Below are 22,904 nucleotides of genomic sequence, written 5' to 3'. Positions count from 1 at the left end.
TCATGCTGCAACCCCTGGAGGTGGCGCGGGTCTTTCGGGCCTGTCCCGAGTCGCGGTTCGCGTTTCAGTCCACCGCGGAGCTGGTTCCACTGGACCCCCTGAGCGGGCATCGCCGCGCCAGCGAGGCGCTGGATTTCGGCGCGGCCATGCGCCCGCGGGGGTTCAACCTCTTCGTCCTGGGCGAGGCGGAGCATCTGGCCCGCCAGCTGGTGCTGCCCTACCTGGAGGCCCGGGCGGCCGAGGGGAAGGCGCCGCCGGACTGCTGCTATCTGCACAACTTCGATGATCCCTCCACGCCCCGCCAACTGCGCTTGCCGGCAGGCATGGGACGGGTATTGCGGGGCGATATCGAGCAGTTGGTGGAGGAGCTGCGGGTGGCGATACCGGCCATCTTCGACAGCGACGAGTACCAGAATCGCCTCCAGGAGCTGAAGCAGGCCATGGGCGAACGCCAGCGCGACCTGATCGAGGCGGTGCGCCGCGAGGCCAGGGAGCACGATATCGTGCTGCTCTCCACGCCCAATGGCTTCAGCCTGGCCCCCGCCGAGGGCGACGGCATGATGAGCCCCGAGGCCTACGAGAAGCTGCCCAAGGACGACCGCGAGCGCATCGAGGGCACGGTGGAGATCCTCCAGCGCAAGCTGCAGCAGGCGATCCGTCAGATGCCGCGCCTGGCCCATGAGTTGCGCCAGCAGATCCAGATCCTGAAAGAGGAGATGCTGCAGTCGGTGATCGCCGCTCCCCTGGAGGAGCTGGAGGATCGCTACCGGGAGCAGGCGGGGGTGATAGCGCATTTCGCCGCCATCCGCGAGGCGCTGTTATTGCACCTGGAGGCCTTCCTGGCGGAGGACCCGGAGATTCCCCCCGAGGCGATCTTCAGCCGCTGCCAGCTCAACCTGCTGGTCGACAACGGCCCCTGCGAGGGGGCGCCGGTGGTACAGGTGGGCCTGCCGAGCCACCAGCATCTGGTGGGACGCATCGAGCACCATGTCCATCAGGGCACCCTGCTGACCGATTTCTCGCTGATCCGGGCCGGCGCCCTGCATCGGGCCAACGGCGGTTATCTGGTGCTGGATGCCCGGGCCCTGCTCCAGCAACCGGGCGCCTGGGAGACCCTCAAGCGGGCGCTGCGTGCCGGGGAGATTCGCACCGAGTCCCTGGAGCAGGCCTATGGCCTGATCAGCACCGTGACCCTGGAGCCGGAGCCCATCCCCCTGGAGGTCAAGGTGGTGCTGTGCGGTGAGCGGCACTTCTACTACCTGCTCAGCGAGCACGATCCGGAGTTCCTGGAGCTGTTCAAGGTGCAGGCGGATCTCGACGACGAGCTGCCCTGGCACGATGCCTTCCTGGAGGAGTATGCGCGGCTGATCGCCACCCTGGCGCGGGCCGCCGGGTTGCCGCCCCTGGATCCCTCCGGGGTGGCGGCGGTGATCGAGCGGGCCGCACGGCTCGCCGGAGACCAGCAGCGCCTGATGGCCCAGGCCCGGCCCCTCGATGACCTGCTGGCCGAGGCCGCCCACTGGGCCGGCGACGCGGCGGTGATTCGGCGTGCGCATGTGGAGCAGGCGGTAGTCCAGCAGCGGCGTCGTGCCGGGCGCGTCTACGAGCTGAGCCAGGAACGGATTCATCGTGGCACCGTGATGATCGCCACCGACGGCGAAGTGGTCGGTCAGGTCAATGGCCTCTCGGTGCTGCAGCTGGGGGGCTTCGCCTTTGGCCAGCCCAGTCGCATCACCGCCACGGCGCGTCCCGGGCCGGGGCAGGTGGTGGATATCGAGCGCGAGGCGAAGCTCGGCGGGCGCATCCACACCAAGGCGGTAATGATCCTCTCTCGCTGGCTGGCCGACCGCTATGCGCCGCGGGGGGCCTTGTCGCTCTCGGCGAGCCTCGCCTTCGAGCAGTCCTATGGCGGCATCGAGGGCGACAGCGCCTCGGTGGCCGAGGCCTGCGTGCTGGTCTCGGCGATCGCCGGCGTGCCCCTGACGCAGTCCCTGGCGGTGACCGGCTCCATCAACCAGCATGGCGAAGTGCAGGCAGTGGGCGGCGTCAACGAGAAGGTGGAGGGCTTCTTCGCGGTGTGTCGGGAGGCGGGGCTGGCGGGCCAGGGGGTGATCCTGCCGGCGGCCAATGTGCCCCACCTGATGCTCGATGGCGAGGTGCGCGAGGCGCTGGCCGAGGGGCGCTTCTTCCTCTATGCCGTCGGTCATCTCGATGAGGCCCTGGAGCTGCTGACCGGTCAGGTCCCGGGGTCGCGCGGTGCCGACGGCGATTTCCCCGAGGGCAGCCTGAATGCCCGGGTGGTGGCGCGGCTCGAGAGCTTCCGCCTGGCGCTGAAGCGCCAGGGCAAGCAGGGAAGCGCTGGCACCGATGAGCCCGGCAAGGAGAGAAATGGCGGTATCGAGGAGGCCGGCAAAGAGGGGGATGCCCATGACGACTAAGGCCCCGCTACGGGTGCTGGCCCTGCTGGATGCGTCCCGACCCAGCCTGGCCGCCTTGCCGGTGGCGGTGGCCCTGGCGGCCAGTCGCGACGCGGAGCTGGTGGCCCTCTATGTGGAGGAACCGGAGCTGGCCCAGTGCGCGGCCCTGCCCTTTACCCGTGAGGTGGGGGCGGTGTCCGGGGCCATTCGGTCCTTCTCCCTGGCCGATATGGCCTCCGCCCAGGCCTGTCGTCTGGTGAGGATCCGCGAGGCCCTGCGCCGGGCCCTGGGCGAGCGTCAGCTGACTCATTCGCTGGAGGTGGGGCAGGGCTCGGTGGTGGCGGAGGTGCTGCGCCTGGCCCGGGCCGCCGACCTGCTGGTGCTGGGCCGGGCCGGGCTCTCGGCGCGTTGGGGTCGCCCCCTGGGCTCCACCTGCCGCCGGCTTTTGCTGGAGGCGCCCTGTGCGGTGCTGATCTGGGATGAGGCCCTGGTCATGACGCGGGGCCCGCTGCGGGTGCTGGGAGAGCCCGAGGCGAGTGCACTGCCGGACTGGTGGGGGGCGGGGCCGCTCTTCGATCGCATCCAGTGGCTGCCGTTGGCTCCCGCCGGGGAGCTGTCCCGACGCCTGGCCGGGGAGCGCCTGGGCGGTCTGTTGCTGCGGCGTGATGAGCTGGCCGCGCTGCTGGCGGAGGATCCCGATTGGCTGAGGGCTATCCGCCTACCGGTGCTGGTCATCCCTTGAGTCAGCCCTGGCGATAGCGGTAGATCCGCAGGCTGGGCAGGAAGGGCTCGCTCTCTCTAGGGTGAGAGGCGGAGCGGCAGGGCGTCAGCGATAGCGGTAGATGCGCAGGCTGGGCAGGAAGGGTTCGCTCTCCAGGCGGGCGTCGCTGCGCAGGGCCCGGGTGCGGGCGGTCGGCGGCGAGGCCGGCGGCGTATTGCAATCGGGCAGGCGGCCGTCGGGGCTGGGCACGAAGAGCGGCAGGGCCACGTTCATGGCCCGGCGCAATCGGCCGTCCGGGAGTGGCTCGCGATAGAAGAGGTTGGCGCGCATCAGCGGCGCCTGGTCCTGGACCTGGGCCAGGGGTTCGCCGTCGGGGATGCCGGCCAGATGGCGCTGTTGGATGCGCACATGGGGCGCCTCCTGGTCGAGGCCGAGTAGCAGGGCCTCCGCCTCGCGCACCGTCAGGCGCTTGATGGAACGGCCGCTGCGATACCAGGCCAGGCGCACCCGGGCCAGGGGCGCCTCGGCCAGCGGGATGGCCCGCCAACATTGCTTCAGGTGCAGCCGCGCCAGGCCCTGGCCGCGCAGGTGATCATGCAGGGCCGGGTGGCGAAAGGGCAGTATCGCCTTGAGCTCGGGAATCAGGCCCGCCGCTTCCTCGCGGATCTGGCGCAGCAGGGCGGCAAAGGCCGATTTGGCGGCATTGGCCTCCCGTACGGCGCTTATCAGCGTTTCATCGGCGGCCACCAGGCCCACGTAGCTGCGGGTGGCTCGTCCGTCCTGGCCATCCTGGTACCAGAAGTCGAGCAGGGCGCGGCGCAGCCAGTCGGCGTCGGCCTGGGGGGAAACCTCACCCTCGCCCATGGCCCAGGCCGCGCCGGGGGCCTCGGCGTAGGTCGATACCAGCGCCTCGAGGCGTTCGATCACCTGATCGAAGGCCGCCTCGAGTTCGGCCAGCAACCGGTACTCCGGGGCCATCAGGGCTCCAGGCCGGCGTCACGCTCGGCGCGCAGCACCATCTCATCGATCTCGGTCTCGTCCATGGCGGGCTCGCCGGCGATGCGATGGCTGCCGTCGGCCCAGGCGCCCAGATCGATCAGCTTGCAGCGCTCGCTGCAGAAGGGGCGATAGGCATTGGCCTCGCTCCAGGCCACCTTCTTGTGGCAGGTGGGGCAGGGCACTTCCAGGGGGGCGGTCTGACTCATGGGAACACTCCGGTCTTGCGGGGGCGGGGCGGTTCAGGGTGATGCCCCGGCCAGTCGGCGGTAGCGACGATCCAGGATCTCGACCTGACGCCTCAGGGCCGCCTCGTCACCGCTATTGTCGATGATATCGTCGGCCCGGGCCAGTCGCGCCTGGCGATCCAGCTGGGCCGCGACGATGGCCCGGGCCTGGGCCTCGTCCACGCCGTCGCGGTTGGCGGTGCGGCGGATCTGCTCCGCCTCCGGGACGTCGATCACCAGGCTGCGATCCACCAGGGCCGCCTGCCCCGACTCGAACAGCAGCGGCGAGACCAGCAGGTGATAGGGGGCGGGGCCGGCGGCCATCTGTGCCAGGCGCGCCTCCAGGCGCTCGCGGATGCGCGGATGGGTCTGGGATTCCAGCCAGCGGCGCTCCTCGGGGTCGGCGAAGACGATCTCGCGCAGGGCACGGCGATTCAGGCGTCCCTGGGCATCCAGCAGCCGCTCGCCGTAGCGCTCGGCGATGGCGGCCAGGGCTGGCTCACCGGGTTCCACCACCTCCCGAGCGATATCGTCGGCATCCACCCAGGGAATGCCGAGTGCGGCGAAGGCACGGGCCACGGTGGACTTGCCGGAGGCGATGCCGCCGGTGACGCCGATGGTCAGGCTCATTAGGGTCTCCTCATGGGCGCTCTATAGCCCGGTCAGGCCCTGATAGAAGGCCAGCAGCGGGGCGCCGAACAGCAGGGTCACCCAGCCCGCCAGGGCCAGGAAGGGGCCGAAGGGCAGGGGGGCGCCGCGCAGCCGCGGCAGGGCCAGTTGCACCAGGATGCCGATGATGGCGCCGATGCCGGCGGAGAGGATCAGCAGCAGCGGCAGGAACTGCCAGCCCAGCCAGGCCCCCAGCGCCGCCAGCAACTTGAAGTCGCCATAGCCCATGCCTTCCTTGCCGGTGATCAGCTTGAACAGCCAGTAGAAGCCCCATAGCGACAGGTAGCCGGCCATGGCACCGATCACCGCGCTGGAGAGCATCAGTGGCTGGAACAACAACTGGTAGAGCAGGCCCGCCCAGAGCAGCGGCAGGGTGATCACATCGGGGAGCAGTTGGGTGCGGAAGTCGATGGCGGCCAGGGCCAGCAGCGCGAAACAGGCACCGAGCAGGAAGAGGGCCGCCGGGTCGGCGCCATGCAGGATGACCACCGCCAGGGCCAGCGCCCCCCCGGCCAGCTCCACCAGCGGATACTGGGGGCTGATGCGCATGCCGCAGTCGGCGCAGCGTCCGCGCCGCTTCAGGTAGCCCAACAGGGGGATATTGTCATGCCAGGCGATGGCGGTGCCGCAGCCGGGGCAGCGGGAGGCGGGGCGGGCCAGGCCGATGCGCTCACCGGCCTCCGGCTCCAGCTCCAGGGCCTCCCGGGCCTCGGCCCGCCAGCCCTGCATCAGCATCACCGGCAGGCGGGCGATCACCACATTGAGGAAACTGCCCAGGCAGAGCCCCAGCACCGCCGCCAGGGGCCACAACAGGCTGGGAGGAAGCTCGGCGAGCATGGCGGGGCTCCTGAACTTGGCGGGTCAATCAGAGGGTAAAGTCGGGCAGGCGGCGCTCGACCTTGGCCAGCTTGAGCTTGGCCACCTTGGGCAGGCCGTTCTCGAAGGGCGGGAAGTCTTCGCCCTGGATCAGCGGCGACAGGTAGCGACGGCACGCCTCGGTGATGCCGAAGCCATCCTCGCGGATAAACTCCTTGGGCATGAACTTCTCGCGGTTGGCGACCTCCGCCAGGGGGGCGGCCTCGATGGCCCACTCATAGGGGGCATCGGAGACGCGCTTGATGGCGGGCATCATGGCGTTCTTGCCGGCCAGGGCCAGTTCCACGGCGTGCTTGCCCACCGCATAGGCCTGTTCCACGTCGGTCTTGGAGGCCAGATGGCGGGCGGCGCGCTGCAGGTAGTCGGCCACGGCCCAGTGGTACTTGTAGCCCAGGTCCTGCTTGACCATGCCGGCCAGGGTCGGCGCCACGCCGCCCAGTTGGCGGTGGCCGAAGGCGTCGGTGTTGCCGGAGTCGGCGAGGAAGGTGCCGTCGCCATAATGGGCGCCCTCGGAGACCACGATCACGCAGTAGCCGTACTTGTGCACCGCCTCGTCGACCCGGGCCATGACGGCTTCCCGGTCGAAGGCCACCTCGGGGAAGATCACCAGGTGGGGCGGCTCGCCCTCGCCGTTACCGGCCAGGGCGCCGGCGGCGGCGATCCAGCCGGCGTGACGACCCATCACCTCGAGGACGAATACCTTGGTGGAGGTGGCGCACATGGAGGCGATATCCAGGGCCGCTTCCCGGGTGGAGGTGGCGATATACTTGGCCACGCTGCCGAAGCCGGGGGAGTTGTCGGTGATCGGCAGGTCGTTGTCCACGGTCTTGGGCACGTGGATGGCGGTCAGCGGGTAACCGAGTTTCTCGGAGAGCTGGGAGACCTTGAGGCAGGTATCGGCGCTGTCGCCGCCGCCGTTGTAGAAGAAGTAGCGGATATCGTGGGCCTTGAAGACCTCGATCAGGCGCTCGTACTGGGCGCGGTGGGTCTCGATATCCTTGAGCTTGTAGCGGCAGGAGCCGAAGGCGCCGCCGGGGGTATGGCGCAGCGCCGCGATGGCCTCGTCGGACTCCTGGGACACGTCGATCAGGTCCTCGGTGAGGGCGCCGATAATGCCGTTGTGTCCGGCGTAGACCTTGCCGATGCGGTCGTCGTGGCGGCGGCAGGCCTCGATCACGCCGCAGGCGCTGGCGTTGATAACGGCGGTGACGCCACCGGACTGGGCATAGAAGGCGTTGTGCGTGGCCATGGGGGCAGCTTCGCTCCTGAGGGCTGATCGTCATTAGGGGGTAAAGTCGGTGGCCTATCTTAGTCGAAAGTGGCGTTGGCTGCATCCGCTGCCTGGGGCGGGGCGATCCCAGTCAGCACGCATTGTGCACGAAGGCCGGGGGCTACCCTGGGGGTAGGCCGTCGCGGGGCGCTGTGAACCCCTCCCTGGGCGCTACTTTTGCCATCCATGGCAAAAAAACCCCGCTCCGTCCTGTCCCCCAGCGCCCCTCGGCCATCGACGTGTGAGGTCGACGGCCTCGCTGGTGGCGATTTCGGGCCCATGCTAGTCTCCCCGCCATCGTCAAGGAGGCTCGGGATGCATCTGCATATCATCGGAATCTGTGGCACCTTCATGGGCAGTCTGGCCCTGCTGGCGCGGGAACTGGGGCATGACGTCAGTGGCTCCGACGCCAATGTCTACCCGCCCATGAGCACCCAGCTCGCGGCGGCGGGGATCGCCCTGCGGGAGGGCTATCGGGCGGAGCACCTGGCCCCGGCGCCGGACCTGGTGGTGATCGGCAACGCCCTGTCCCGGGGCAACCCGGAGGTGGAGGCGGTGCTGAATGCCGGCCTGCCCTATGTCTCCGGCCCCCAGTGGCTGGCCGAGCATGTCCTGCCCGGGCGGCGGGTGATCGCCGTGGCGGGCACCCACGGCAAGACCACCACGGCGAGCCTGACCGCCTGGCTGCTGGAGAGCGCCGGGCTGGCGCCGGGCTTTCTGATCGGCGGGGTGCCGCGCAACTTCGGCGTCTCGGCGCGCCTCGGCGACCCCGGGGCGCCTTTCGTGGTGGAGGCCGACGAGTACGACACCGCCTTCTTCGACAAGCGCTCCAAGTTCGTCCACTACCGCCCCGAGATCGCCGTGCTGGGCAACCTGGAGTATGACCACGCGGATATCTTCCCCGACCTGGCCGCCATCGAGCGCCAGTTCCACCATCTGGTGCGTACCGTGCCCGGCAAGGGGCGCCTGCTGGTGGCCGATAACGCCCCGGCCCTGGAGCGGGTGCTGGAGATGGGGCGCTGGAGCCCGGTGGTGCGCTTCGGCGCCGAGGAGAGCAGCGACTGGCAACTCGTACTCGAGCACCCGGATGCCAGCCGTTTCCGGGTAATTCATGGCGAGGCGGACGCCGTGGTGGAATGGTCGCTGAGCGGCGAGTACAACGCCCGCAACGCCCTGGCGGCCCTGGCCGCCGCCCATGAGTGCGGCCTGGACCTGTCCCGGGGCGCCGCGGCCCTGTCGCGTTTCGAAACGCCGCGACGGCGCCAGGAGCTGCGCGGCGAGGTGGGGGGCATCCGGGTGATCGACGATTTCGCCCACCATCCCACCGCCATCGCCGCCACCCTGGGCGGGCTCAGGGCCGCCGGCGACGCCGGGCGTCTGCTGGCGGTGATCGAGCCACGCTCCAATACCATGCGCCTGGGCAGCCTCAGGGCCCGCCTCGGTGACAGCGTGGCCGAGGCCGATGCGGTCTGGTGGTACCAGCCGGCGGGGCTCGACTGGTCGCTGGAGGAGGTGGTGGCGGCCAGCCCGGTGCCGGCACGGGTCGAGGCGGAGATCGAGGCCCTGGTGGCGGCCCTGGTGGCCGAGGCGCGGCCCGGCGATCGCATCGTGGTGATGTCCAACGGCGGCTTCGGCGGCATCCACGACAAGCTGCTGGCCGCCCTGGAGATGGCCCATGGCTGAGCATGAATCCGCCTTCGGCCCCCCGGTCACCGTGGCCCTGACCGGCGCCTCCGGTGCCCAGTATGGCCTGCGCCTGGTCGAGGCGCTGGTGGCGGCCCATCGGGAGGTCTGGGTGATGATCTCCAAGGCCGCTCACCTGGTGATCAGCACCGAGACCGAGGTCAGGCTGCCGGCCCAGCCCGAACGCCTGGCCGAGGCGCTGACCGAGCGCTGTGGCGCTCGGCCCGGGCAGATCCGCTGCTTCGCTCGGGAGGACTGGATGGCGCCGGTGGCCTCGGGTTCCGGGGCGCCGTCGGCCATGGTGATCTGCCCCTGCTCCACCGGCACCCTCTCGGCGGTGGCCACGGGGGCCAGCAATAACCTGATCGAGCGCGCCGCCGATGTGGCCCTCAAGGAGCGTCGCCAACTGATCCTGGTGCCCCGGGAGGCGCCACTCTCGGCGATCCATCTCGAGCATATGCTCAGCCTGACCCGGTTGGGGGCGGTGATCCTGCCGGCGGCGCCGGGCTTCTACCACCAGCCGAAGACGGTGGAGGACCTGATCGACTTTATCGTGGCGCGGATCCTCAATCAGTTGGGCATCGAGCACCGGTTGATGCCCCGTTGGGGGGGCCCGGCTTCGCCGTGAGCCTGAAGCCATAAGCTTGAAGCTGGAAGAAAAACCGACCCGGGGCGACCGGCGGTAGGGGGCACTGCCCAGCCAATTGACAGGGAGGTTATTGCGATGATCGGTCCGGCCCAGCTGTCGGTGTTCGTACCCACGTTTTTCCTGGTCTCGTTGACTCCGGGACTGTGCATGACCCTGGCCATGGTGCTGGGCATGACCCAGGGGGTCAGGCGCACCCTGTGGATGATGGCCGGTGAGCTGCTGGGGGTAGGGCTGGTGGCGGTGGCCGCCGGCGCCGGGGTGGCGACCCTGATGCTGCGCTACCCCGAGGCCTTCGCGCTGTTCAAGTGGCTGGGCGGCGCCTATCTGGCCTATCTGGGGGTGCAGCTATGGCGCTCCCGGGGGCGGATGGCGATTCCCTCCGGTGAAGTGTCGGCTCCGCGGGCCTCACGCCGTCAACTCTTCGCCCAGGGGCTGGTCACCGCCGTGGCCAACCCCAAGGGCTGGGCCTTCTTCGTCGCCCTCCTGCCCCCCTTCCTGGATGCCGGACGTCCCCTGGGCTCGCAGTTGGCGGTGCTGGTGGCGATGATCCTGGCCATCGAATTCACCTGCCTGCTGCTCTATGCCAGCGGCGGACGCGGCGCCCGGCGCCTGTTGGGCGAGCGCGGCAAGGTCCGCCTGCTCAATCGCCTGGCGGGAGTGCTGATGATCGGCGTCGGCGCCTGGCTGGCGCTGGGCTAAGCCCGTCTCTTGGGGCCAGGGGTACCGGGAAAGGCTGAGCTCGCCGACCTTTGCCGACACCCTATGGCTCAGGCCGGCGGCAGCCAGGCCAGCCTGCCCATCAGCAATAGCAGGCTGAGGATCACCAGCGCCGGCCAGGGGGCCGGGCTCAGGGGGCGATGGGAGAAGCGCTGGTAGCTCAGGCGCACCAGGGCGCAGGCCACCAGCCCCAGCAGGGCACCGCCCACCAGGTCGCTGGCCCAGTGCACGCCGATGGCCAGTCGCGACAGGGCCATGGGCACGCAGGCCAGGATCGCCAGCCAGTAGAGCCAGGCGCGGTGCCGGGGCGGCAGCTCCTGGGCGGCGAAGGCGGCGGCCAGGCCGAACAGCACCACGGCGGTGGAGGTATGGGCGCTGGGATAGGCCAGGGAGCCGGTCAGGTAGTCCGGGGTATCGGGGCGGGCGCGGCCTGCCAGGTGCTTGAAGAGGGTGTTGGCCACGGCGATGCCGCCCAGCCCCAGGCCGAGGTGCAGGAAGGCGGAGAGGTGGCGGGCCCAGAGCAGCCACAGCAGCCAGGGCAGGGTCAGGGCCAGGATCCCATAGGCGTCGCCGACCCGGGCCAGCAGTTGACCCGCGGTCTCGAGCCAGTCCCAGTCCAGGCTGGCGAAGAGGGCATGGATCTCGCTGTCCATGGGCAGGGGGCCGTGGGCCTCCAGCACCCAGAGGCTCCACAGGCAGAGCGCGACCAGACCGATCATCAGCAGGCTGAGGGACGCCAGGGGCACTTCGCCCCGGGGGCGCGGGGCACGCAGCAGCTGCCAGAGTCGACGGCGTCCGATACCGCCCCGAGCCAGTCGGGCCAGGCCACGATAGAGGCGCCCCTCCCGGGCCAGTTGATGACGCAGCCAACTGAAGATGAGTGCCGCTCCCACCACGATGATGGCCAGCCACAGCAGCCACTGCTGGACCCCGGGGGGAATCGCCAGCAGTTGCTGCCAGGTGCGCCCCAGCAGGTAGCCGGGTAGCACATAGGCGGGGGCCCAGAGCAGCGCCGAGACCAGATTGGCCCAGGTGAAGGTCCAGGGCGACATATGCAGGATGCCGGCGATCATCGGCACGATGGGCCGCACCGGTCCCACGAAGCGGGCGAAGAGCACCGACAGGGCGCCGTGGCGGCGAAAGAAACGGGCCCCCCGGGCCAGCCACTCCGGATGGCGGCTGAAGGGCCAGAGGTGAGGAACCCGCTCGCGCTGGGTATAGCCGAGGGCGAAGCTCAAGCCGTCGCCGATCACCGCCCCGATAAAGGCGGCCGACAGGATCCAGGGGACCGACAGCCCCATATGGCCGGCCAGGGAGGCGGCGGCGCTGATCAGCACCACCCCGGGGATGACCAGGCCCACCAGGGCCAGGCTCTCCAGCAGGGCGATGGTGCCGATGATCAGCAGCAGCAGGCCGGGGGAGGGGGTGAGCTGGTAGAGCCAGTCGGCAAGATTCACGTGGTCGACTCCCTCAACAGGTTCGCCTTGAGCATCAGTCGTTGCTCGAAGGTGGCCGGGCTCTCGTCGTCGTGGGGCGCACACAGGGCCACCCGCAGGGAGAGGCCTTCGCCCCCGGGCAGGGTGATTCGCTCCAGGGCATCCAGCAGGCGCTGACGTACCATCAAGGCACCATTCTCGCCGGTATCCGGTAGCAGCAGCCAGAACAGGGAGTCGCTCAGGCGGCCCAACTGGTCCGGGGCGCGGCAGCTATGTTGCGTGACCTCGGCGAAGCGTTGCAAGCACTGCCGGCGAGGCAGGCCGCCGAAGGCGTCCCCGGGGTTATCCAGCTGCGGCAGGTGGATGACCAGGACGCTGAGGCGATGCTCGAGCCGCCGGGCACGGAAGAACTCCTGGGCCAGGCACTCGCGAATGGCGCTGGCGCGCAGTGCATCGCAGCTATCGTCATGGGGGCGCGTGGCATCCAGCAGCTCGCGCTGGCGGGCCTGTTCGCCGCCGGCCAGGGCGCCCAGGAGGGTCAATACCAGATAGGCCATGGCCAGGTCGCCGGCCTGCTCCGGGTTGACCAGCAGCACCAGCCACAGGCCGCCCAGCAGGACATTGAGCAGGATCGCCGAGGCCGGTGGCAGCACCAGGAAGGCCAGGACCGGCGGCAGGCCGAGCCACAGGCCGGCACCGCCCTCCAGCTTGGCGACCTCCACGGCGATCAGCAGGTAGGCGCTGATCAGCACCAGATAGGCCGAGAGATAACGCTGGGGATGGTGGCTCAGGCGCAGCAGGGTGGCGCCCACCAGCAGCAGGGTGAGCAGGGTCGGCAGGGGGATCAGGCCGTAGTCCCCCATCAGGTAGTGCCACAGGGCATAGCCGGCCATCATGACCGCGCCGGCCGCATAGACCAGGGCGAAGAGCCGCGAGGGCCAGAGCTTCTCTTCCTCGGGCAGGAGGCTAGGCATGATCGACGGCCCTTGGTCGGGGGAGGATCACCAGATCCTCGGCTTGGCGTGCCAGGGCGCGTTGCTCCAGGCTCAGAGCATGACGACTGCCGAGGTCGATGGCGCGAGCCTTGAGCGGCCAGGGGGGCGTCTTCAGCAGGAGGTTGCGACGCTGGTTGCCGTTGTCGGCATTGCGGCTGATCAACAGGGTGGCCAGGGTGCAACGGTCGAGTCGATAGACATTTTCGTCCGGTTCCAGGTGGGCGACCAGCCAGCGTACCAGGGGCCAGCAGTGGCGGGCCTTGGTCCGCAGCAATAGCAGTTCGGCGTGGTAATCCTTGCGCTCGCAGCGCAATCGCTCCCGGTAGAGATCGTGTACCAGCTGTTCCCGGGTCCAGAGCCGGGTGCCGGGCAGCAGGCGCTGTCGTCGACTGACGCCCTGCCACAAGGGACGCAGGTAGAGGGCGCGCCCCAGCCCCAGCAGCACCACGGCCCCCAGCAGCAGGCCCACCAGCACGCCCTGCTCGGGGATCAGGTCCTGCTGGATACGCCACCAACTGAGCCCCGCCAGCCCGCCCTGTACGGGCAGCAACCAGGCCGGCTGGGGCAGCATCACCAGGATGGCCCACAGCCATAGCCAGGCACCATGGCGGCCGGGATCGACCCACAGCAGGGCCGCCAGCAGGCTGCCGGGGACCAGTTGCCAGGGCAACAGCGCCGGCCAGCGCAGGCTCTGCTCCTGGAACAGGCTGGTGGCCAGTAGCCACAGCGCGCCGAGGCCGAGCAGGATCACCGCGGGGGTGTCGCTGGCCAGGCTCGCCTGCCAGGCCAGCAGCAGCGCCCCCCCGACCAGGGCGGTGCGGAACAACCGGGCTTTGTACTTGCTATCCATGGTGACTTATATTGGTTCCCTGCTTGCTGATTATCGAAACGCCGCCGGCCCGCGGGCGGTCGTTATTTTGTCCCCTGTTGAGGAGATACCCTACGGCATGTCACGTCACGTCCCCCAGGTCAACGAAGAACCTGCGATCGACGCCGGGATCACCGATGTCGACGCCTACATGACCGAACTCGGTCAGGCTGCCCGCCAGGCCGCCACCCGGATGCGCAGCGAGCCCACCGGACGCAAGAATGCCGCCCTGCGGGCCATCGCCCGTCATCTCGAGGCGGCCCGGGCCGGCCTGCTCGAGGCCAATGCCCGCGACCTGGCCCGGGGGCGCGAGAATGGCCTGGATGCGGCCCTGCTCGATCGCCTGGCCCTGAATGAGGCCCGCCTGGACGCCATGATCGAGGGCCTGGAGCAGGTCGCGACCCTGCCCGACCCGGTGGGCGAGATCGATGGCCTGCGCGCCCGCCCCAGCGGCATCCAGGTGGGGCAGATGCGGGTCCCCCTGGGGGTGATCGGTATCATCTACGAATCGCGGCCCAACGTCACGGTGGAAGCGGCCAGCCTGTGCCTCAAGTCGGGCAATGCCTGCATCCTGCGCGGCGGCTCCGAGGCCCGCGACAGCAATGCCGCCATCGCCGCCTGCATCCGTGACGGCCTCGCCGAGGCGGGGCTGCCGGCCGCCGCGGTGCAGGTGGTGGCCACCACCGACCGTGCCGCCGTGGGCCGCCTGATCGCCATGCCGGAGTTCGTCGACGTGATCATTCCCCGCGGTGGCAAGTCGCTGATCGCGCGCATCTCCGCCGAGGCGCGGGTGCCGGTGATCAAGCACCTGGACGGCGTCTGCCATGTCTATGTGGATACCAGCGCCGACCTCGACAAGGCCCTGGCCATCGCCGTCAATGCCAAGACCCAGCGCTACGGCACCTGCAACACCATGGAGACCCTGCTGCTGGATGCGCCCATCGCCGAGGCCCTGCTGCCCAGGCTGGTGGCCGCCTATGCCGAGCATGGCGTGGAGCTGCGCGGCTGCGAGCGCAGCCGCGCCATCGTCGCCGAGCTGGGGGTGGCCGAGGAAGCCGATTGGGCCGCCGAGTACCTGGCGCCGGTCCTGGCGATCCGCGTGGTGGACGGCGTCGACGCCGCCATGGCGCATATCGACCGCTACGGCTCCCACCACACCGACGCCATCGTCACCGAGAATTACGGCCTGGCGCGGCGCTTCCTCGCCGAGGTGGACTCCAGTTCGGTGATGGTCAATGCCTCCACCCGCTTCGCCGATGGCTTCGAGTATGGCCTGGGCGCGGAGATCGGCATCTCCACCGACAAGCTGCATGCCCGTGGCCCGGTGGGGCTGGAAGGACTGACGACCCGCAAGTACGTGGTGCTGGGGGACGGCCATACCCGTGGTTGATGGCATCCCGGTCAGCGCCCCGGCGGTGGCCATGCTCGGCGGCACCTTCGACCCGGTACACCTGGGGCACCTGCGCAGCGCCGTGGAGCTGCGCGAGGTGCTGGGCCTGGATCGCGTGCATATGATCCCGGCCCATCTGCCCCCCCACCGCGCCGCTCCCGGCGTCTCAAGCCGCGAGCGCCTGGCCATGCTGCGCCTGGGCATCGGCGAGACGCCGGGGCTTGTCGCCGACGATCGCGAGCTGCGCCGCGACGGCCCCTCCTATTCGGTGGATACCCTGGCCAGCCTGCGCGCCGAGCTCGGCGCGCAGGCCCGGCTGATCATGGCGGTGGGCCATGACGCCTTCCTGCGCTTGGCCGAGTGGCGGGACCCCGAGGGGCTCTTCGCCCAGGCCCATGTGGTGGTGATCGAGCGTCCCGACCATGGCGCGCCCTTGCCGTCCCGCCTCCAGTCTCTGCTGGCCGGTCGCGAGGTGGCCTCCGTCGAGGCCCTGCTGGCGGAGCCTCGCGGACGGTTGCTGCGCCTGTCGCTGCCGACCCGCTTGGCGATCTCCGCCACCGGTATTCGTCGCCGCCTGGCCGAGGGGCGCTCGGTGCACTACCTGCTGCCCGAGGCGGTGCGCGCCCATATCGACTCCCGCGGCCTTTATCGTGGCGGCGACGCTGCTCCCGGCGGCGAGACGCGATAGAATGGCATTTTAGACTCCTGCCATGATACGAGACGCTATGCATATCGATTCCCTCAAGACCCTGGTGGTGGACGCCCTGGAAGAGCTCAAGGCCCGGGACATCACCCTGCTGGATGTCTCCAATCTGACCAGCGTCACCGACCTGATGCTGGTGGCCAGCGGTACCTCCAGCCGCCATGTGGCGGCACTGGCCAATAACGTGGTGGAGAAGGCCAAGGCCGCCGGGGTTCAGCCCCTGGGCACCGAGGGCCGCGCCGGAGACGACTGGGTGCTGGTGGACCTGGGCGACCTGGTGGTGCATGTGATGCTGCCCGAGACCCGCAGCCTCTACGACCTGGAGCGGCTCTGGGCCGATCTGCCCACTGACGGGGAGCGCCGCGGGGGCGCGGTGTGAAGATCAAGGTAGTGGCGGTGGGCAATCGCATGCCCGCCTGGGTGGAGGCCGGGGTGGCCGAATATCGCAAGCGCCTGCCCCGCGACTTCGCCCTGGAGATCGTCGAGATCGCCCCGGGCACCCGGGGCAAGAACAGCGATCCGGCGCGGGCCATCGCCCAGGAGGCGGAACGCATCCGCGAACGCCTCAAGGGCAACGAGCATCTGGTGGCCCTGGAGGTGGGCGGCAAGCCCTGGAGCACCGAGCAGCTGGCTCGGGAGGCCGAGGACTGGCGCCTGGAAGGGCGTGACGTGGCCCTGCTGGTGGGCGGCCCCGATGGCCTGGAGCCGGGGCTCTCCGCGAGCGCCCATCAGCGCTGGTCGCTGTCGCCGCTGACCCTGCCGCACCCCCTGGTGCGACTCCTGCTCGCCGAGCAACTCTATCGGGCCTGGACCCTGCTGGTCGGCCACCCTTATCACCGTTGAGCGAGTTCATGTCGCCGAGCCACATCCATGCGTAACTCCCGCCAGGCGCTGAAGAACCCCGAACAGGAAGTGCGCATCTTCCGCTGGCGCTCGCTGCTGGCGGCGTTCCTGGTGGTGGCCCTGACCGCCACCCTGATGGGCCGCCTGGCCTACCTGCAGGTGGTGCAGCACGAGGTCTATATCACCCGCTCGGAGAAGAACCGGGTGCGGGTCGAGCCGCTGCCCCCGACCCGGGGGTTGATCTATGACCGCAACGGCGTGCTGCTGGCCGAGAACCGCCCCACCTATAACCTGACCCTGGTGCGGGAGCGAGTCGAGGACCTGGACGCCACCCTGGCGCTGCTGGTGGAACTGCTCGAGCTGCCGGAGGATGAGGTGGAGGCCTTCCGCGAGCGCTCCCGGCAGCGCCAGCGCCCCTTCCAGCCGGCACTGCTGATGAGTGACCTGGACGAGGCGCAGATCGCCCGCCTGGCGGTCAACCGCCATCGCCTGCCCGGTGTCGAGGTGGAGGCGCAGCTGCTGCGCTACTACCCGGATGCCGAGATCATGGCCCACGCCCTGGGCTATGTGGGGCGCATCAATGCCGAAGAGCTGGAGACCCTGGATGCCGGCAACTACGCCGGCACCCACTTCATCGGCAAGACCGGGGTGGAGCGACAGTACGAGAACCTGCTGCATGGCCAGGCGGGGCTGCGTCAGGTGGAGACCAACGCCCGCGGGCGCGTGTTGCGGGAGCTGGGACGCAGCGACCCGGTGCCGGGACAGAACCTCACCCTGACCCTGGACAAGGAGCTGCAGACCCTGGCCTATGAGCTGCTCGACGGCCGTCGCGGCTCCATCGTCGCCATCGAGCCCGCCAGCGGCGAGATCCTCGCCATGGTCTCCACCCCGGGCTTCGACAGCAATCAGTTCGTCACCGGCATCGACGCCGCCTCCTATCGGGCCCTGCAGAACGATATCGACCTGCCGCTGTTCAACCGTGCCATTCGCGGCCAGTACCCGCCGGGGTCCACCATCAAGCCCTTCCTGGCCCTGGCCGGGCTGGCGGAGGGGGAGATTACCCCGGATACCGTGGTGCGTGATCCCGGTTACTACCAGCTGCCCAACGATACGCGGCGCTACCGCAACTGGCTGCGCTGGGGCCATGGGCGGGTCGACCTGGAACGCTCCCTCGCCGTTTCCAATAACACCTACTATTACACCCTGGCCCATGACCTGGGTATCGATCGCCTGCATGCCCATATGAGTCGCTTCGGCTTCGGCCAGCGAGTAGGGCACGATGTGTTCGGCGAGAGCGCCGCCCTGATGCCCTCCCGGGAATGGAAGCGGGGGCGCTTCAACCAACCCTGGTATCCCGGCGAGACCCTCTCGGTGGGTATCGGCCAGGGCTACTGGATGGTCACGCCCCTGCAGTTGGCCACCGCCACCGCCGTGCTGGCCAACCGCGGCGAGTGGATGACGCCGCACCTGGCCCGGGCGGTGGGGGACGAGCCGGTGGTCATGGCGCCCGATCATGAATCGATACGCCTGGATAACGACCAGTGGTGGGATAGGGTCTTCGCCGGCATGGAACAGGTGTTGACCGGCCACGAGGGCACGGCGCGCCGCACCGGCGTCGGCCTGGAGTACCGCATGGGGGGCAAGTCGGGCACCGCCCAGGTCTTCTCCCTGGGCCAGGATCAGCGTTACAACGCCGAGGAGCTGGCCGAGCGCCTGCGCGATCATGCCCTCTTCATGGCCTTCGCCCCCCTGGAGGATCCCCGCATCGCGGTGTCGGTGATCGTCGAGAATGCCGGCGGCGGCAGCACCCATGCGGCACACCTGGCCCGGGCCATGACCGATGCCTGGTTGCTCGAGGAGGAGGCGCCGGAGGTGGACGAGTTGCGCGAGCGCATCGAAAGTGACGACGGCACGGTGGCGGGAAACTGAGATGACTCGATTGGAACAGCTAGCCCCCTGGCGCGCCCGCCCGGTGCGTCCCCCGCAAAGCGGTATCTCGCGGCGCAAGTCGCTATGGACGCGGCTGCGCCTGGACCCCTGGCTGCTGGCGCTGCTGCTGGTGCTGATGGGCGGGGGGCTGCTGGTGCTCTACAGCGCCAGCGGGCAGCGCCTGCCGGTGGTCCAGGCCCAGGCGACCCGCTTCGCCGTTGCCCTGGTGGTGATGCTGGTCTTGGCCCGCCTGTCACCGGCCAGCCTGATGCGCTGGGCGCCCCTGGTCTATGGGGGCGGGGTCCTGATGCTGCTCGCCGTGGAGATCATGGGCGACGTGGGCATGGGGGCCCAGCGCTGGCTGGAGATTCCCGGGGTGATGCGCTTCCAGCCGTCGGAGCTGATGAAGCTGGCCATGCCGATGATGGTGGCCGCCTACCTGTGCCGGCGACCGCTGCCGCCGCGCTGGCAGGACCTGCTGGTGTGTGGCGTGTTGCTGGGGGTGCCGGTGCTGTTGATTGCCCGCCAGCCGGATCTGGGTACCTCCCTGTTGGTGGCCTGTTCCGGGGTTTTCGTGATCCTGCTGGCGGGGCTCTCCTGGCGCTTTATCCTGGCCATGGGGGCCCTGGTCGCCGCGGCCCTGCCGCTGTTGTGGATGAACATGCACAACTACCAGCGCCAGCGCGTACTGACCTTCCTCAGCCCCGAGAGCGACCCCCTGGGCTCGGGCTGGAACATCATCCAGTCGACCACCGCCATCGGCAGCGGTGGCCTCACCGGCAAGGGCTGGCTGCAGGGCACCCAGTCGCAGCTGGAGTTCCTGCCCGAGCGCCATACCGATTTCATCGTCGCCGTGCTGGGCGAAGAGTTCGGACTGGTGGGCATGCTGGCGGTGCTGGCGCTCTACCTGTTGATCATCGGGCGCGGCCTGTGGCTGGCCAACACCGCCCAGGACAGCTTCGGGCGATTGCTGGCGGGCAGTATCGTGCTGACCTTCTTCATCTACCTCTTCGTCAATGTGGGCATGGTCAGTGGCATCCTGCCGGTGGTCGGGGTGCCGCTGCCGCTGGTCAGCTATGGCGGCACCTCCAGCGTGACCTTGCTGGCCGGTTTCGGTATTCTCATGGCCATTCAGGCCCACCGGCGGCTGCTGCCAAGATAGCGATGGCATACCAGGGAGAGGAGAGACGATGACGCGAGTGAGAGCCGGCTCGGCCTGGCTGCTGAGCCTGGGATTGGGGCTGGGGACGGTGCTGTCGGTCGAGGCCGCCGACTTCGATCCGGCGGCCCACCAGGGCGCGGCGGCCCTGGTGGAGGAGCTGGTGGCCCGGGAGATCCCCGTTGCCTGGTCAAGCGAGCAGCTGCGGGACGCGGTCTTCCAGCAGGACGTGCTGGATGCCATGGCCGGCGCCGCCGAACGTCGCCTGCGCTGGGACGAGTATCGCGCCATCTTCATGCAGCCGGAGCGGGTGGCCGAGGGGGTCGACTTTATCGCCGCCCATCGGGAGGCCTTCGAGCGTGCCGAGGCACAGTTCGGCGTGCCCCCGGAGATCATCGCCGCCATCATCGGGGTCGAGACTCGCTTCGGGCAGTTCAAGGGGCGCCATCGGGTGCTCGACTCCCTGGCGACCCTGGCCTTTCACCACCCGCGGCGGGGCGACTTCTTCCGCGGCGAGCTGGCCGCCTTCCTGGAGATCACCTTCGAGCAGGGCGTCGAGCCCGGCGAGATGCAGGGCTCCTATGCCGGCGCCATGGGCTACCCCCAGTTTATTCCCACCAGCTATCGCGCCTATGCGGTGGATTTCGACGGCGATGGGCTGCGTGATCTCTGGTTCAATCCGGTGGATGCCATCGGCAGCGTCGGCAACTACTTCGCCGAGCACCGCTGGCGCCCGGGCGGAACGATCTATAGCGAAGCCCGGGGGCCGGATTCGCTCCCCGGCGGCATCGACTTCAACCAGACCCGGCCTCCCTATGTCGGCCTGGCCAGCCTGGCAGCCGAGGGGATCGAGCCGCTGGATGGTGCCCTCGACGATGACGCCCGGGTGATTCCCCTGGCCCTGGATACCCTGGATGACGCCGGCGATACGCACTATCGCTACCGCCTGGGTCAGCATAACTTCTATGTGATTACCCGCTACAACCATAGTCATCTCTATGCCATGGCGGTCACCGAGCTGGCCGAGGCCATCGCCGCGGCCCGGGAGGAGGAGGCATGAAGACACCCTTCCTGGGCCTGATGGCCGTGGTGATGCTGCTGGCCGGCTGTGCCAGTGGCGGCGGCGCTGGCGCGCCCGCGCCTCGCGCCGAGACGGGGAACGCCACCGAAACTGCCACCGAAACCGCCACCGGCCGCTATGCGCGGGCCAGCGACGCCTACCCGGAGCTGCCCCCCGATGTTTCCAATGTGGCGGATGCGGTGCCACGTATCGAGCCGCGTTCCCGGGGCGGCAACCGTTCGCCCTATCAGGTCTGGGGGCAGAGCTACCGGGTGCTGGATGATGCGCGGGGCTATCGAGGCGCCGGCATCGCTTCCTGGTATGGCGAGAAGTTCCACGGCTACGCCACTTCCAATGGCGAAATCTACGACATGTACAAGATGAGTGCCGCCCACCGCTCGCTGCCGCTGCCCACCTATGCCCGGGTCACCAGCCAGGACAATGGTCGCTCGGTGATCGTGCGGATCAATGATCGTGGGCCCTTCCATGAGGATCGCGAGATCGATCTCTCCTATGCCGCCGCGGCGCGCCTGGGGATCCTCGATGCCGGCACCGGCCGGGTCACGGTGGAGGCCATCGATCCCGAGGAATGGCTGGCCCGGAACGGCCGGCCTACCGCCGCGCCCCGGGCGGCGCCGGCCGAACGCGGCCCGACCGAACGCGGCCCGACCGAACGCGACCAGGTGGCCGCGCCCGTCGAGCGTGCCATGGCAAGCGAAGCCCCGTCCGGAGGCCAGGCCGAGGCCGCCGACGATCCCCTGTTTCTGCAGGTGGCCGCGCTCGGCTCGGCGGGCAATGCCGAGGAGCTCCAGGCGCGCCTGGAGGCCGAGCTGGGGCACCCGGTGCGGGTGGAGAGTCGGGCCGGGATCCATCGGGTCCAGGTGGGGCCGGTGGCGGATGCCGGACGCCTCGATCCCCTGCGTGATGCCCTGCGCCGGGCCGGCTTCGCCCAGACCCTGTTGATTCGCCAAGAGTAACGATTTTCCCCCATGCATCCTTCGATGAGATATCGCGTTATGAGCCAGCTGTCATTCCGTTCGCCGCTGCGGCGCCTGCTCGGCACCCTGTTGCTCTGTGTCGCCGCCCTGAGCCTGGCGGCCCAGGCGCAGCAGCCCGCTCCCGCCCCTGCCCCTCAGACGATGATACCGGCGTCGCCCCAGCTGGCCGCCAGTTCCTGGATCCTGATGGATGCCAATAGCGGCGAGGTGCTGGCGGAACACAATGCCGACGAACGCCTGCCGCCGGCCAGCCTTACCAAGCTGATGACCGCCTACCTGGTGGAGCGGGAGCTGGATCGTGGCAATATCGCCATGGAAGACATGGTGACCATCAGCGAGCACGCCTGGCGTACCGGGGGCTCCAAGATGTTCGTCGAGGTCGATACCCAGGTCTCCATCCACGACCTGCTCTACGGCATCATCATCCAGTCCGGCAACGATGCCAGCGTGGCGGTGGCCGAGCATCTGGCCGGCGGCGAGCGTCCCTTCGCCGACCTGATGAACCAGCATGCCACCCGCCTGGGCATGCACGACACCAACTTCGTCAACCCCACCGGCCTGCCGGACGCCGATCACTACTCCTCGGCCCGGGACATGGCAACCCTGTCGCGGCATATCATCGACGATTACCCCGAGCACTATGCCATCTACGCCGAGCGCTACTTCACCTACAACGATATTCGCCAGCCCAACCGCAATCGCCTGCTGTGGCGCGATAGCTCCGTGGATGGTCTCAAGACCGGCCATACCAACGAGGCCGGCTACTGCCTGGTGGCCTCCGCCGAGCGCGACGGCATGCGGTTGATCTCCGTGGTGATGGGCACCGACTCCGAAGAGGCCCGGGCCCAGGAGACCCAGAAGCTGCTCAGCTACGGCTTCCGCTATTACGAGACCCTCGAGGTCTACGACGAGGGGGAGACCATCGCCACCCCGCGTATCTGGGGCGGCGAGGTGGACGAGCTGCGCCTGGGCGTCGCTGAGGCGCTGTGGGCCACCGTGCCCCGGTCGCGTAACGACGGACTCAATGCGCGCCTGAGCCTGCCCGATGCCATCAATGCGCCGGTGGCCGCCGGCGAGACCCTGGGCACCCTGCAGGTGGTGCTGGGCGAGGAGGTGGTGGCCGAGCGCCCCCTGGTGGCCCTGGAGCCGGTGGAGCAGGGCGGGCTCTTCAAGCGCCTGCTGGATACCATTCGCCAGTTTATCAGCGGCTTCTTTAGCTGACCCCGCGCTCCTAAGCCGTCACCGCCCCCGATGGGAATGGCTAAGGGGCGCTGGGGACAGGTCGGAGCGGGGTTTAA

Annotated in this window: 22 protein-coding genes; 14 read left to right on the top strand and 8 right to left on the bottom strand. The window is 69.3% G+C overall.

Annotation, left to right across the window (positions count from 1 at the left end):
- The first annotated feature begins 2 nt into the window (after positions 1 to 2).
- Both ACQ1W9_RS11420 and ACQ1W9_RS11415 read left to right on the top strand, forming a co-directional pair.
- Positions 3 to 2,438: a Lon protease family protein gene (locus tag ACQ1W9_RS11420; protein WP_431023480.1), complete on the top strand. Its 2,436-nt coding sequence runs from the start codon at positions 3 to 5 to the stop codon at positions 2,436 to 2,438.
- Positions 2,428 to 3,159 carry a universal stress protein gene (locus tag ACQ1W9_RS11415; RefSeq protein ID WP_431023479.1) on the top strand — a complete coding sequence of 244 codons (732 nt, stop codon included), beginning with the start codon at positions 2,428 to 2,430 and terminating at the stop codon, positions 3,157 to 3,159. The genes ACQ1W9_RS11420 and ACQ1W9_RS11415 overlap by 11 nt, the downstream gene beginning before the upstream one ends.
- An 84-nt stretch (positions 3,160 to 3,243) precedes the next feature.
- On the opposite strand, the gene ACQ1W9_RS11410 is transcribed toward ACQ1W9_RS11415, so the two are convergent.
- The 5 genes from ACQ1W9_RS11410 to ACQ1W9_RS11390 are packed head-to-tail and all read right to left on the bottom strand — an operon-like array spanning position 3,244 to position 7,155.
- Positions 3,244 to 4,116 carry a DNA replication terminus site-binding protein gene (locus tag ACQ1W9_RS11410; protein WP_431023478.1) on the bottom strand — a complete coding sequence of 291 codons (873 nt, stop codon included), beginning with the start codon at positions 4,114 to 4,116 and terminating at the stop codon, positions 3,244 to 3,246.
- Complete coding sequence (yacG, locus tag ACQ1W9_RS11405) at positions 4,116 to 4,343, bottom strand: DNA gyrase inhibitor YacG (RefSeq protein ID WP_431023477.1); 228 nt, start codon at positions 4,341 to 4,343, stop codon at positions 4,116 to 4,118. The genes ACQ1W9_RS11410 and yacG overlap by 1 nt, the downstream gene beginning before the upstream one ends.
- A gap of 33 nt (positions 4,344 to 4,376) precedes the next feature.
- On the bottom strand, positions 4,377 to 4,991 hold the full coding sequence (gene coaE, locus ACQ1W9_RS11400) for a dephospho-CoA kinase (RefSeq protein ID WP_431023476.1): 615 nt from the start codon (positions 4,989 to 4,991) through the stop codon (positions 4,377 to 4,379).
- A gap of 21 nt (positions 4,992 to 5,012) precedes the next feature.
- Positions 5,013 to 5,867, bottom strand: coding sequence for a prepilin peptidase (locus ACQ1W9_RS11395; protein ID WP_346060654.1), 855 nt, complete (start codon positions 5,865 to 5,867; stop codon positions 5,013 to 5,015).
- A 28-nt stretch (positions 5,868 to 5,895) separates the two neighbouring features.
- Positions 5,896 to 7,155: a 6-phosphofructokinase gene (locus tag ACQ1W9_RS11390; RefSeq protein ID WP_346060653.1), complete on the bottom strand. Its 1,260-nt coding sequence runs from the start codon at positions 7,153 to 7,155 to the stop codon at positions 5,896 to 5,898.
- A 336-nt stretch (positions 7,156 to 7,491) separates the two neighbouring features.
- On the opposite strand from ACQ1W9_RS11390, the gene mpl reads away from it, so the two are divergent.
- The 3 genes from mpl (at position 7,492) to ACQ1W9_RS11375 (ending at position 10,207) form a co-directional block, all read left to right on the top strand.
- Positions 7,492 to 8,859 carry a UDP-N-acetylmuramate:L-alanyl-gamma-D-glutamyl-meso-diaminopimelate ligase gene (mpl, locus tag ACQ1W9_RS11385; protein WP_431023475.1) on the top strand — a complete coding sequence of 456 codons (1,368 nt, stop codon included), beginning with the start codon at positions 7,492 to 7,494 and terminating at the stop codon, positions 8,857 to 8,859.
- Positions 8,852 to 9,487, top strand: a complete 636-nt coding sequence (locus ACQ1W9_RS11380; RefSeq protein ID WP_431023474.1) for a flavin prenyltransferase UbiX — start codon at positions 8,852 to 8,854, stop codon at positions 9,485 to 9,487. Before mpl ends, ACQ1W9_RS11380 begins: the two co-directional genes overlap by 8 nt.
- Positions 9,488 to 9,583: 96 nt before the next feature.
- The gene (locus ACQ1W9_RS11375; protein ID WP_346060650.1) at positions 9,584 to 10,207 is read left to right on the top strand and encodes a LysE family translocator; all 624 of its coding nucleotides are present in this window, start codon (positions 9,584 to 9,586) and stop codon (positions 10,205 to 10,207) included.
- A 68-nt stretch (positions 10,208 to 10,275) separates the two neighbouring features.
- Here ACQ1W9_RS11375 and ACQ1W9_RS11370 read toward each other — a convergent pair whose 3' ends face one another.
- Genes ACQ1W9_RS11370 through ACQ1W9_RS11360 form a run of 3 tightly spaced genes read right to left on the bottom strand, consistent with a single transcriptional unit; the run spans position 10,276 to position 13,506 of the window.
- Entirely contained in the window at positions 10,276 to 11,682 is a 1,407-nt protein-coding gene (locus ACQ1W9_RS11370) for a VTT domain-containing protein (RefSeq protein WP_431023473.1), read from the bottom strand.
- The gene (locus ACQ1W9_RS11365) at positions 11,679 to 12,635 is read right to left on the bottom strand and encodes a GGDEF domain-containing protein (protein ID WP_346060648.1); all 957 of its coding nucleotides are present in this window, start codon (positions 12,633 to 12,635) and stop codon (positions 11,679 to 11,681) included. Before ACQ1W9_RS11365 ends, ACQ1W9_RS11370 begins: the two co-directional genes overlap by 4 nt.
- A complete protein-coding gene (locus ACQ1W9_RS11360) occupies positions 12,628 to 13,506 on the bottom strand; it encodes a hypothetical protein (RefSeq protein WP_431023472.1) in 879 nt (292 codons plus the stop codon). The genes ACQ1W9_RS11365 and ACQ1W9_RS11360 overlap by 8 nt, the downstream gene beginning before the upstream one ends.
- 97 nt (positions 13,507 to 13,603) lie before the next feature.
- Here ACQ1W9_RS11360 and ACQ1W9_RS11355 point away from each other — a divergent pair, with 97 nt between their 5' ends.
- Genes ACQ1W9_RS11355 through ACQ1W9_RS11315 form a run of 9 tightly spaced genes read left to right on the top strand, consistent with a single transcriptional unit; the run spans position 13,604 to position 22,827 of the window.
- On the top strand, positions 13,604 to 14,914 hold the full coding sequence (locus ACQ1W9_RS11355; protein ID WP_431023471.1) for a glutamate-5-semialdehyde dehydrogenase: 1,311 nt from the start codon (positions 13,604 to 13,606) through the stop codon (positions 14,912 to 14,914).
- A 31-nt stretch (positions 14,915 to 14,945) separates the two neighbouring features.
- Entirely contained in the window at positions 14,946 to 15,602 is a 657-nt protein-coding gene (nadD, locus tag ACQ1W9_RS11350; protein ID WP_431026440.1) for a nicotinate-nucleotide adenylyltransferase, read from the top strand.
- Positions 15,603 to 15,639: 37 nt separating this feature from the next.
- Positions 15,640 to 15,996, top strand: coding sequence for a ribosome silencing factor (gene rsfS / locus ACQ1W9_RS11345; RefSeq protein ID WP_431023470.1), 357 nt, complete (start codon positions 15,640 to 15,642; stop codon positions 15,994 to 15,996).
- Positions 15,993 to 16,460, top strand: a complete 468-nt coding sequence (gene rlmH / locus ACQ1W9_RS11340; protein ID WP_346060644.1) for a 23S rRNA (pseudouridine(1915)-N(3))-methyltransferase RlmH — start codon at positions 15,993 to 15,995, stop codon at positions 16,458 to 16,460. The genes rsfS and rlmH overlap by 4 nt, the downstream gene beginning before the upstream one ends.
- Positions 16,461 to 16,487: 27 nt before the next feature.
- Complete coding sequence (mrdA, locus tag ACQ1W9_RS11335; RefSeq protein WP_431023469.1) at positions 16,488 to 18,389, top strand: penicillin-binding protein 2; 1,902 nt, start codon at positions 16,488 to 16,490, stop codon at positions 18,387 to 18,389.
- 1 nt (position 18,390) lies between these two features.
- The gene (rodA, locus tag ACQ1W9_RS11330; protein ID WP_431023468.1) at positions 18,391 to 19,551 is read left to right on the top strand and encodes a rod shape-determining protein RodA; all 1,161 of its coding nucleotides are present in this window, start codon (positions 18,391 to 18,393) and stop codon (positions 19,549 to 19,551) included.
- A gap of 28 nt (positions 19,552 to 19,579) precedes the next feature.
- A complete protein-coding gene (gene mltB / locus ACQ1W9_RS11325; RefSeq protein WP_431023467.1) occupies positions 19,580 to 20,608 on the top strand; it encodes a lytic murein transglycosylase B in 1,029 nt (342 codons plus the stop codon).
- A complete protein-coding gene (locus ACQ1W9_RS11320; RefSeq protein ID WP_431023466.1) occupies positions 20,605 to 21,585 on the top strand; it encodes a septal ring lytic transglycosylase RlpA family protein in 981 nt (326 codons plus the stop codon). The genes mltB and ACQ1W9_RS11320 overlap by 4 nt, the downstream gene beginning before the upstream one ends.
- Positions 21,586 to 21,624: 39 nt before the next feature.
- Positions 21,625 to 22,827, top strand: coding sequence for a D-alanyl-D-alanine carboxypeptidase family protein (locus ACQ1W9_RS11315; RefSeq protein WP_431023465.1), 1,203 nt, complete (start codon positions 21,625 to 21,627; stop codon positions 22,825 to 22,827).
- Positions 22,828 to 22,904 lie beyond the last annotated feature (77 nt).

This window comes from Halomonas sp. H5, assembly GCF_050613175.1.
GTDB lineage: Bacteria > Pseudomonadota > Gammaproteobacteria > Pseudomonadales > Halomonadaceae > Bisbaumannia > Bisbaumannia salifodinae.
This window is presented reverse-complemented; position numbering and strand designations above follow the sequence as displayed.

What these genes read in the sequence shown, in the direction of transcription:
- coaE (WP_431023476.1), bottom strand. Translation starts at nt 4,991, where the DNA reads ATGAGCCTGACCATCGGCGTCACCGGCGGCATCGCCTCCGGCAAGTCC.
- ACQ1W9_RS11375 (WP_346060650.1), top strand. Translation starts at nt 9,584, where the DNA reads ATGATCGGTCCGGCCCAGCTGTCGGTGTTCGTACCCACGTTTTTCCTG.
- mltB (WP_431023467.1), top strand. Translation starts at nt 19,580, where the DNA reads ATGACGCGAGTGAGAGCCGGCTCGGCCTGGCTGCTGAGCCTGGGATTG.
- mrdA (WP_431023469.1), top strand. Translation starts at nt 16,488, where the DNA reads ATGCGTAACTCCCGCCAGGCGCTGAAGAACCCCGAACAGGAAGTGCGC.
- rodA (WP_431023468.1), top strand. Translation starts at nt 18,391, where the DNA reads ATGACTCGATTGGAACAGCTAGCCCCCTGGCGCGCCCGCCCGGTGCGT.
- nadD (WP_431026440.1), top strand. Translation starts at nt 14,946, where the DNA reads ATGCTCGGCGGCACCTTCGACCCGGTACACCTGGGGCACCTGCGCAGC.
- ACQ1W9_RS11320 (WP_431023466.1), top strand. Translation starts at nt 20,605, where the DNA reads ATGAAGACACCCTTCCTGGGCCTGATGGCCGTGGTGATGCTGCTGGCC.
- ACQ1W9_RS11410 (WP_431023478.1), bottom strand. Translation starts at nt 4,116, where the DNA reads ATGGCCCCGGAGTACCGGTTGCTGGCCGAACTCGAGGCGGCCTTCGAT.
- ACQ1W9_RS11315 (WP_431023465.1), top strand. Translation starts at nt 21,625, where the DNA reads ATGAGCCAGCTGTCATTCCGTTCGCCGCTGCGGCGCCTGCTCGGCACC.
- ACQ1W9_RS11355 (WP_431023471.1), top strand. Translation starts at nt 13,604, where the DNA reads ATGTCACGTCACGTCCCCCAGGTCAACGAAGAACCTGCGATCGACGCC.
- ACQ1W9_RS11380 (WP_431023474.1), top strand. Translation starts at nt 8,852, where the DNA reads ATGGCTGAGCATGAATCCGCCTTCGGCCCCCCGGTCACCGTGGCCCTG.
- ACQ1W9_RS11420 (WP_431023480.1), top strand. Translation starts at nt 3, where the DNA reads ATGCTGCAACCCCTGGAGGTGGCGCGGGTCTTTCGGGCCTGTCCCGAG.
- ACQ1W9_RS11365 (WP_346060648.1), bottom strand. Translation starts at nt 12,635, where the DNA reads ATGCCTAGCCTCCTGCCCGAGGAAGAGAAGCTCTGGCCCTCGCGGCTC.
- mpl (WP_431023475.1), top strand. Translation starts at nt 7,492, where the DNA reads ATGCATCTGCATATCATCGGAATCTGTGGCACCTTCATGGGCAGTCTG.
- ACQ1W9_RS11415 (WP_431023479.1), top strand. Translation starts at nt 2,428, where the DNA reads ATGACGACTAAGGCCCCGCTACGGGTGCTGGCCCTGCTGGATGCGTCC.
- ACQ1W9_RS11390 (WP_346060653.1), bottom strand. Translation starts at nt 7,155, where the DNA reads ATGGCCACGCACAACGCCTTCTATGCCCAGTCCGGTGGCGTCACCGCC.
- ACQ1W9_RS11395 (WP_346060654.1), bottom strand. Translation starts at nt 5,867, where the DNA reads ATGCTCGCCGAGCTTCCTCCCAGCCTGTTGTGGCCCCTGGCGGCGGTG.
- yacG (WP_431023477.1), bottom strand. Translation starts at nt 4,343, where the DNA reads ATGAGTCAGACCGCCCCCCTGGAAGTGCCCTGCCCCACCTGCCACAAG.
- rsfS (WP_431023470.1), top strand. Translation starts at nt 15,640, where the DNA reads ATGCATATCGATTCCCTCAAGACCCTGGTGGTGGACGCCCTGGAAGAG.
- ACQ1W9_RS11360 (WP_431023472.1), bottom strand. Translation starts at nt 13,506, where the DNA reads ATGGATAGCAAGTACAAAGCCCGGTTGTTCCGCACCGCCCTGGTCGGG.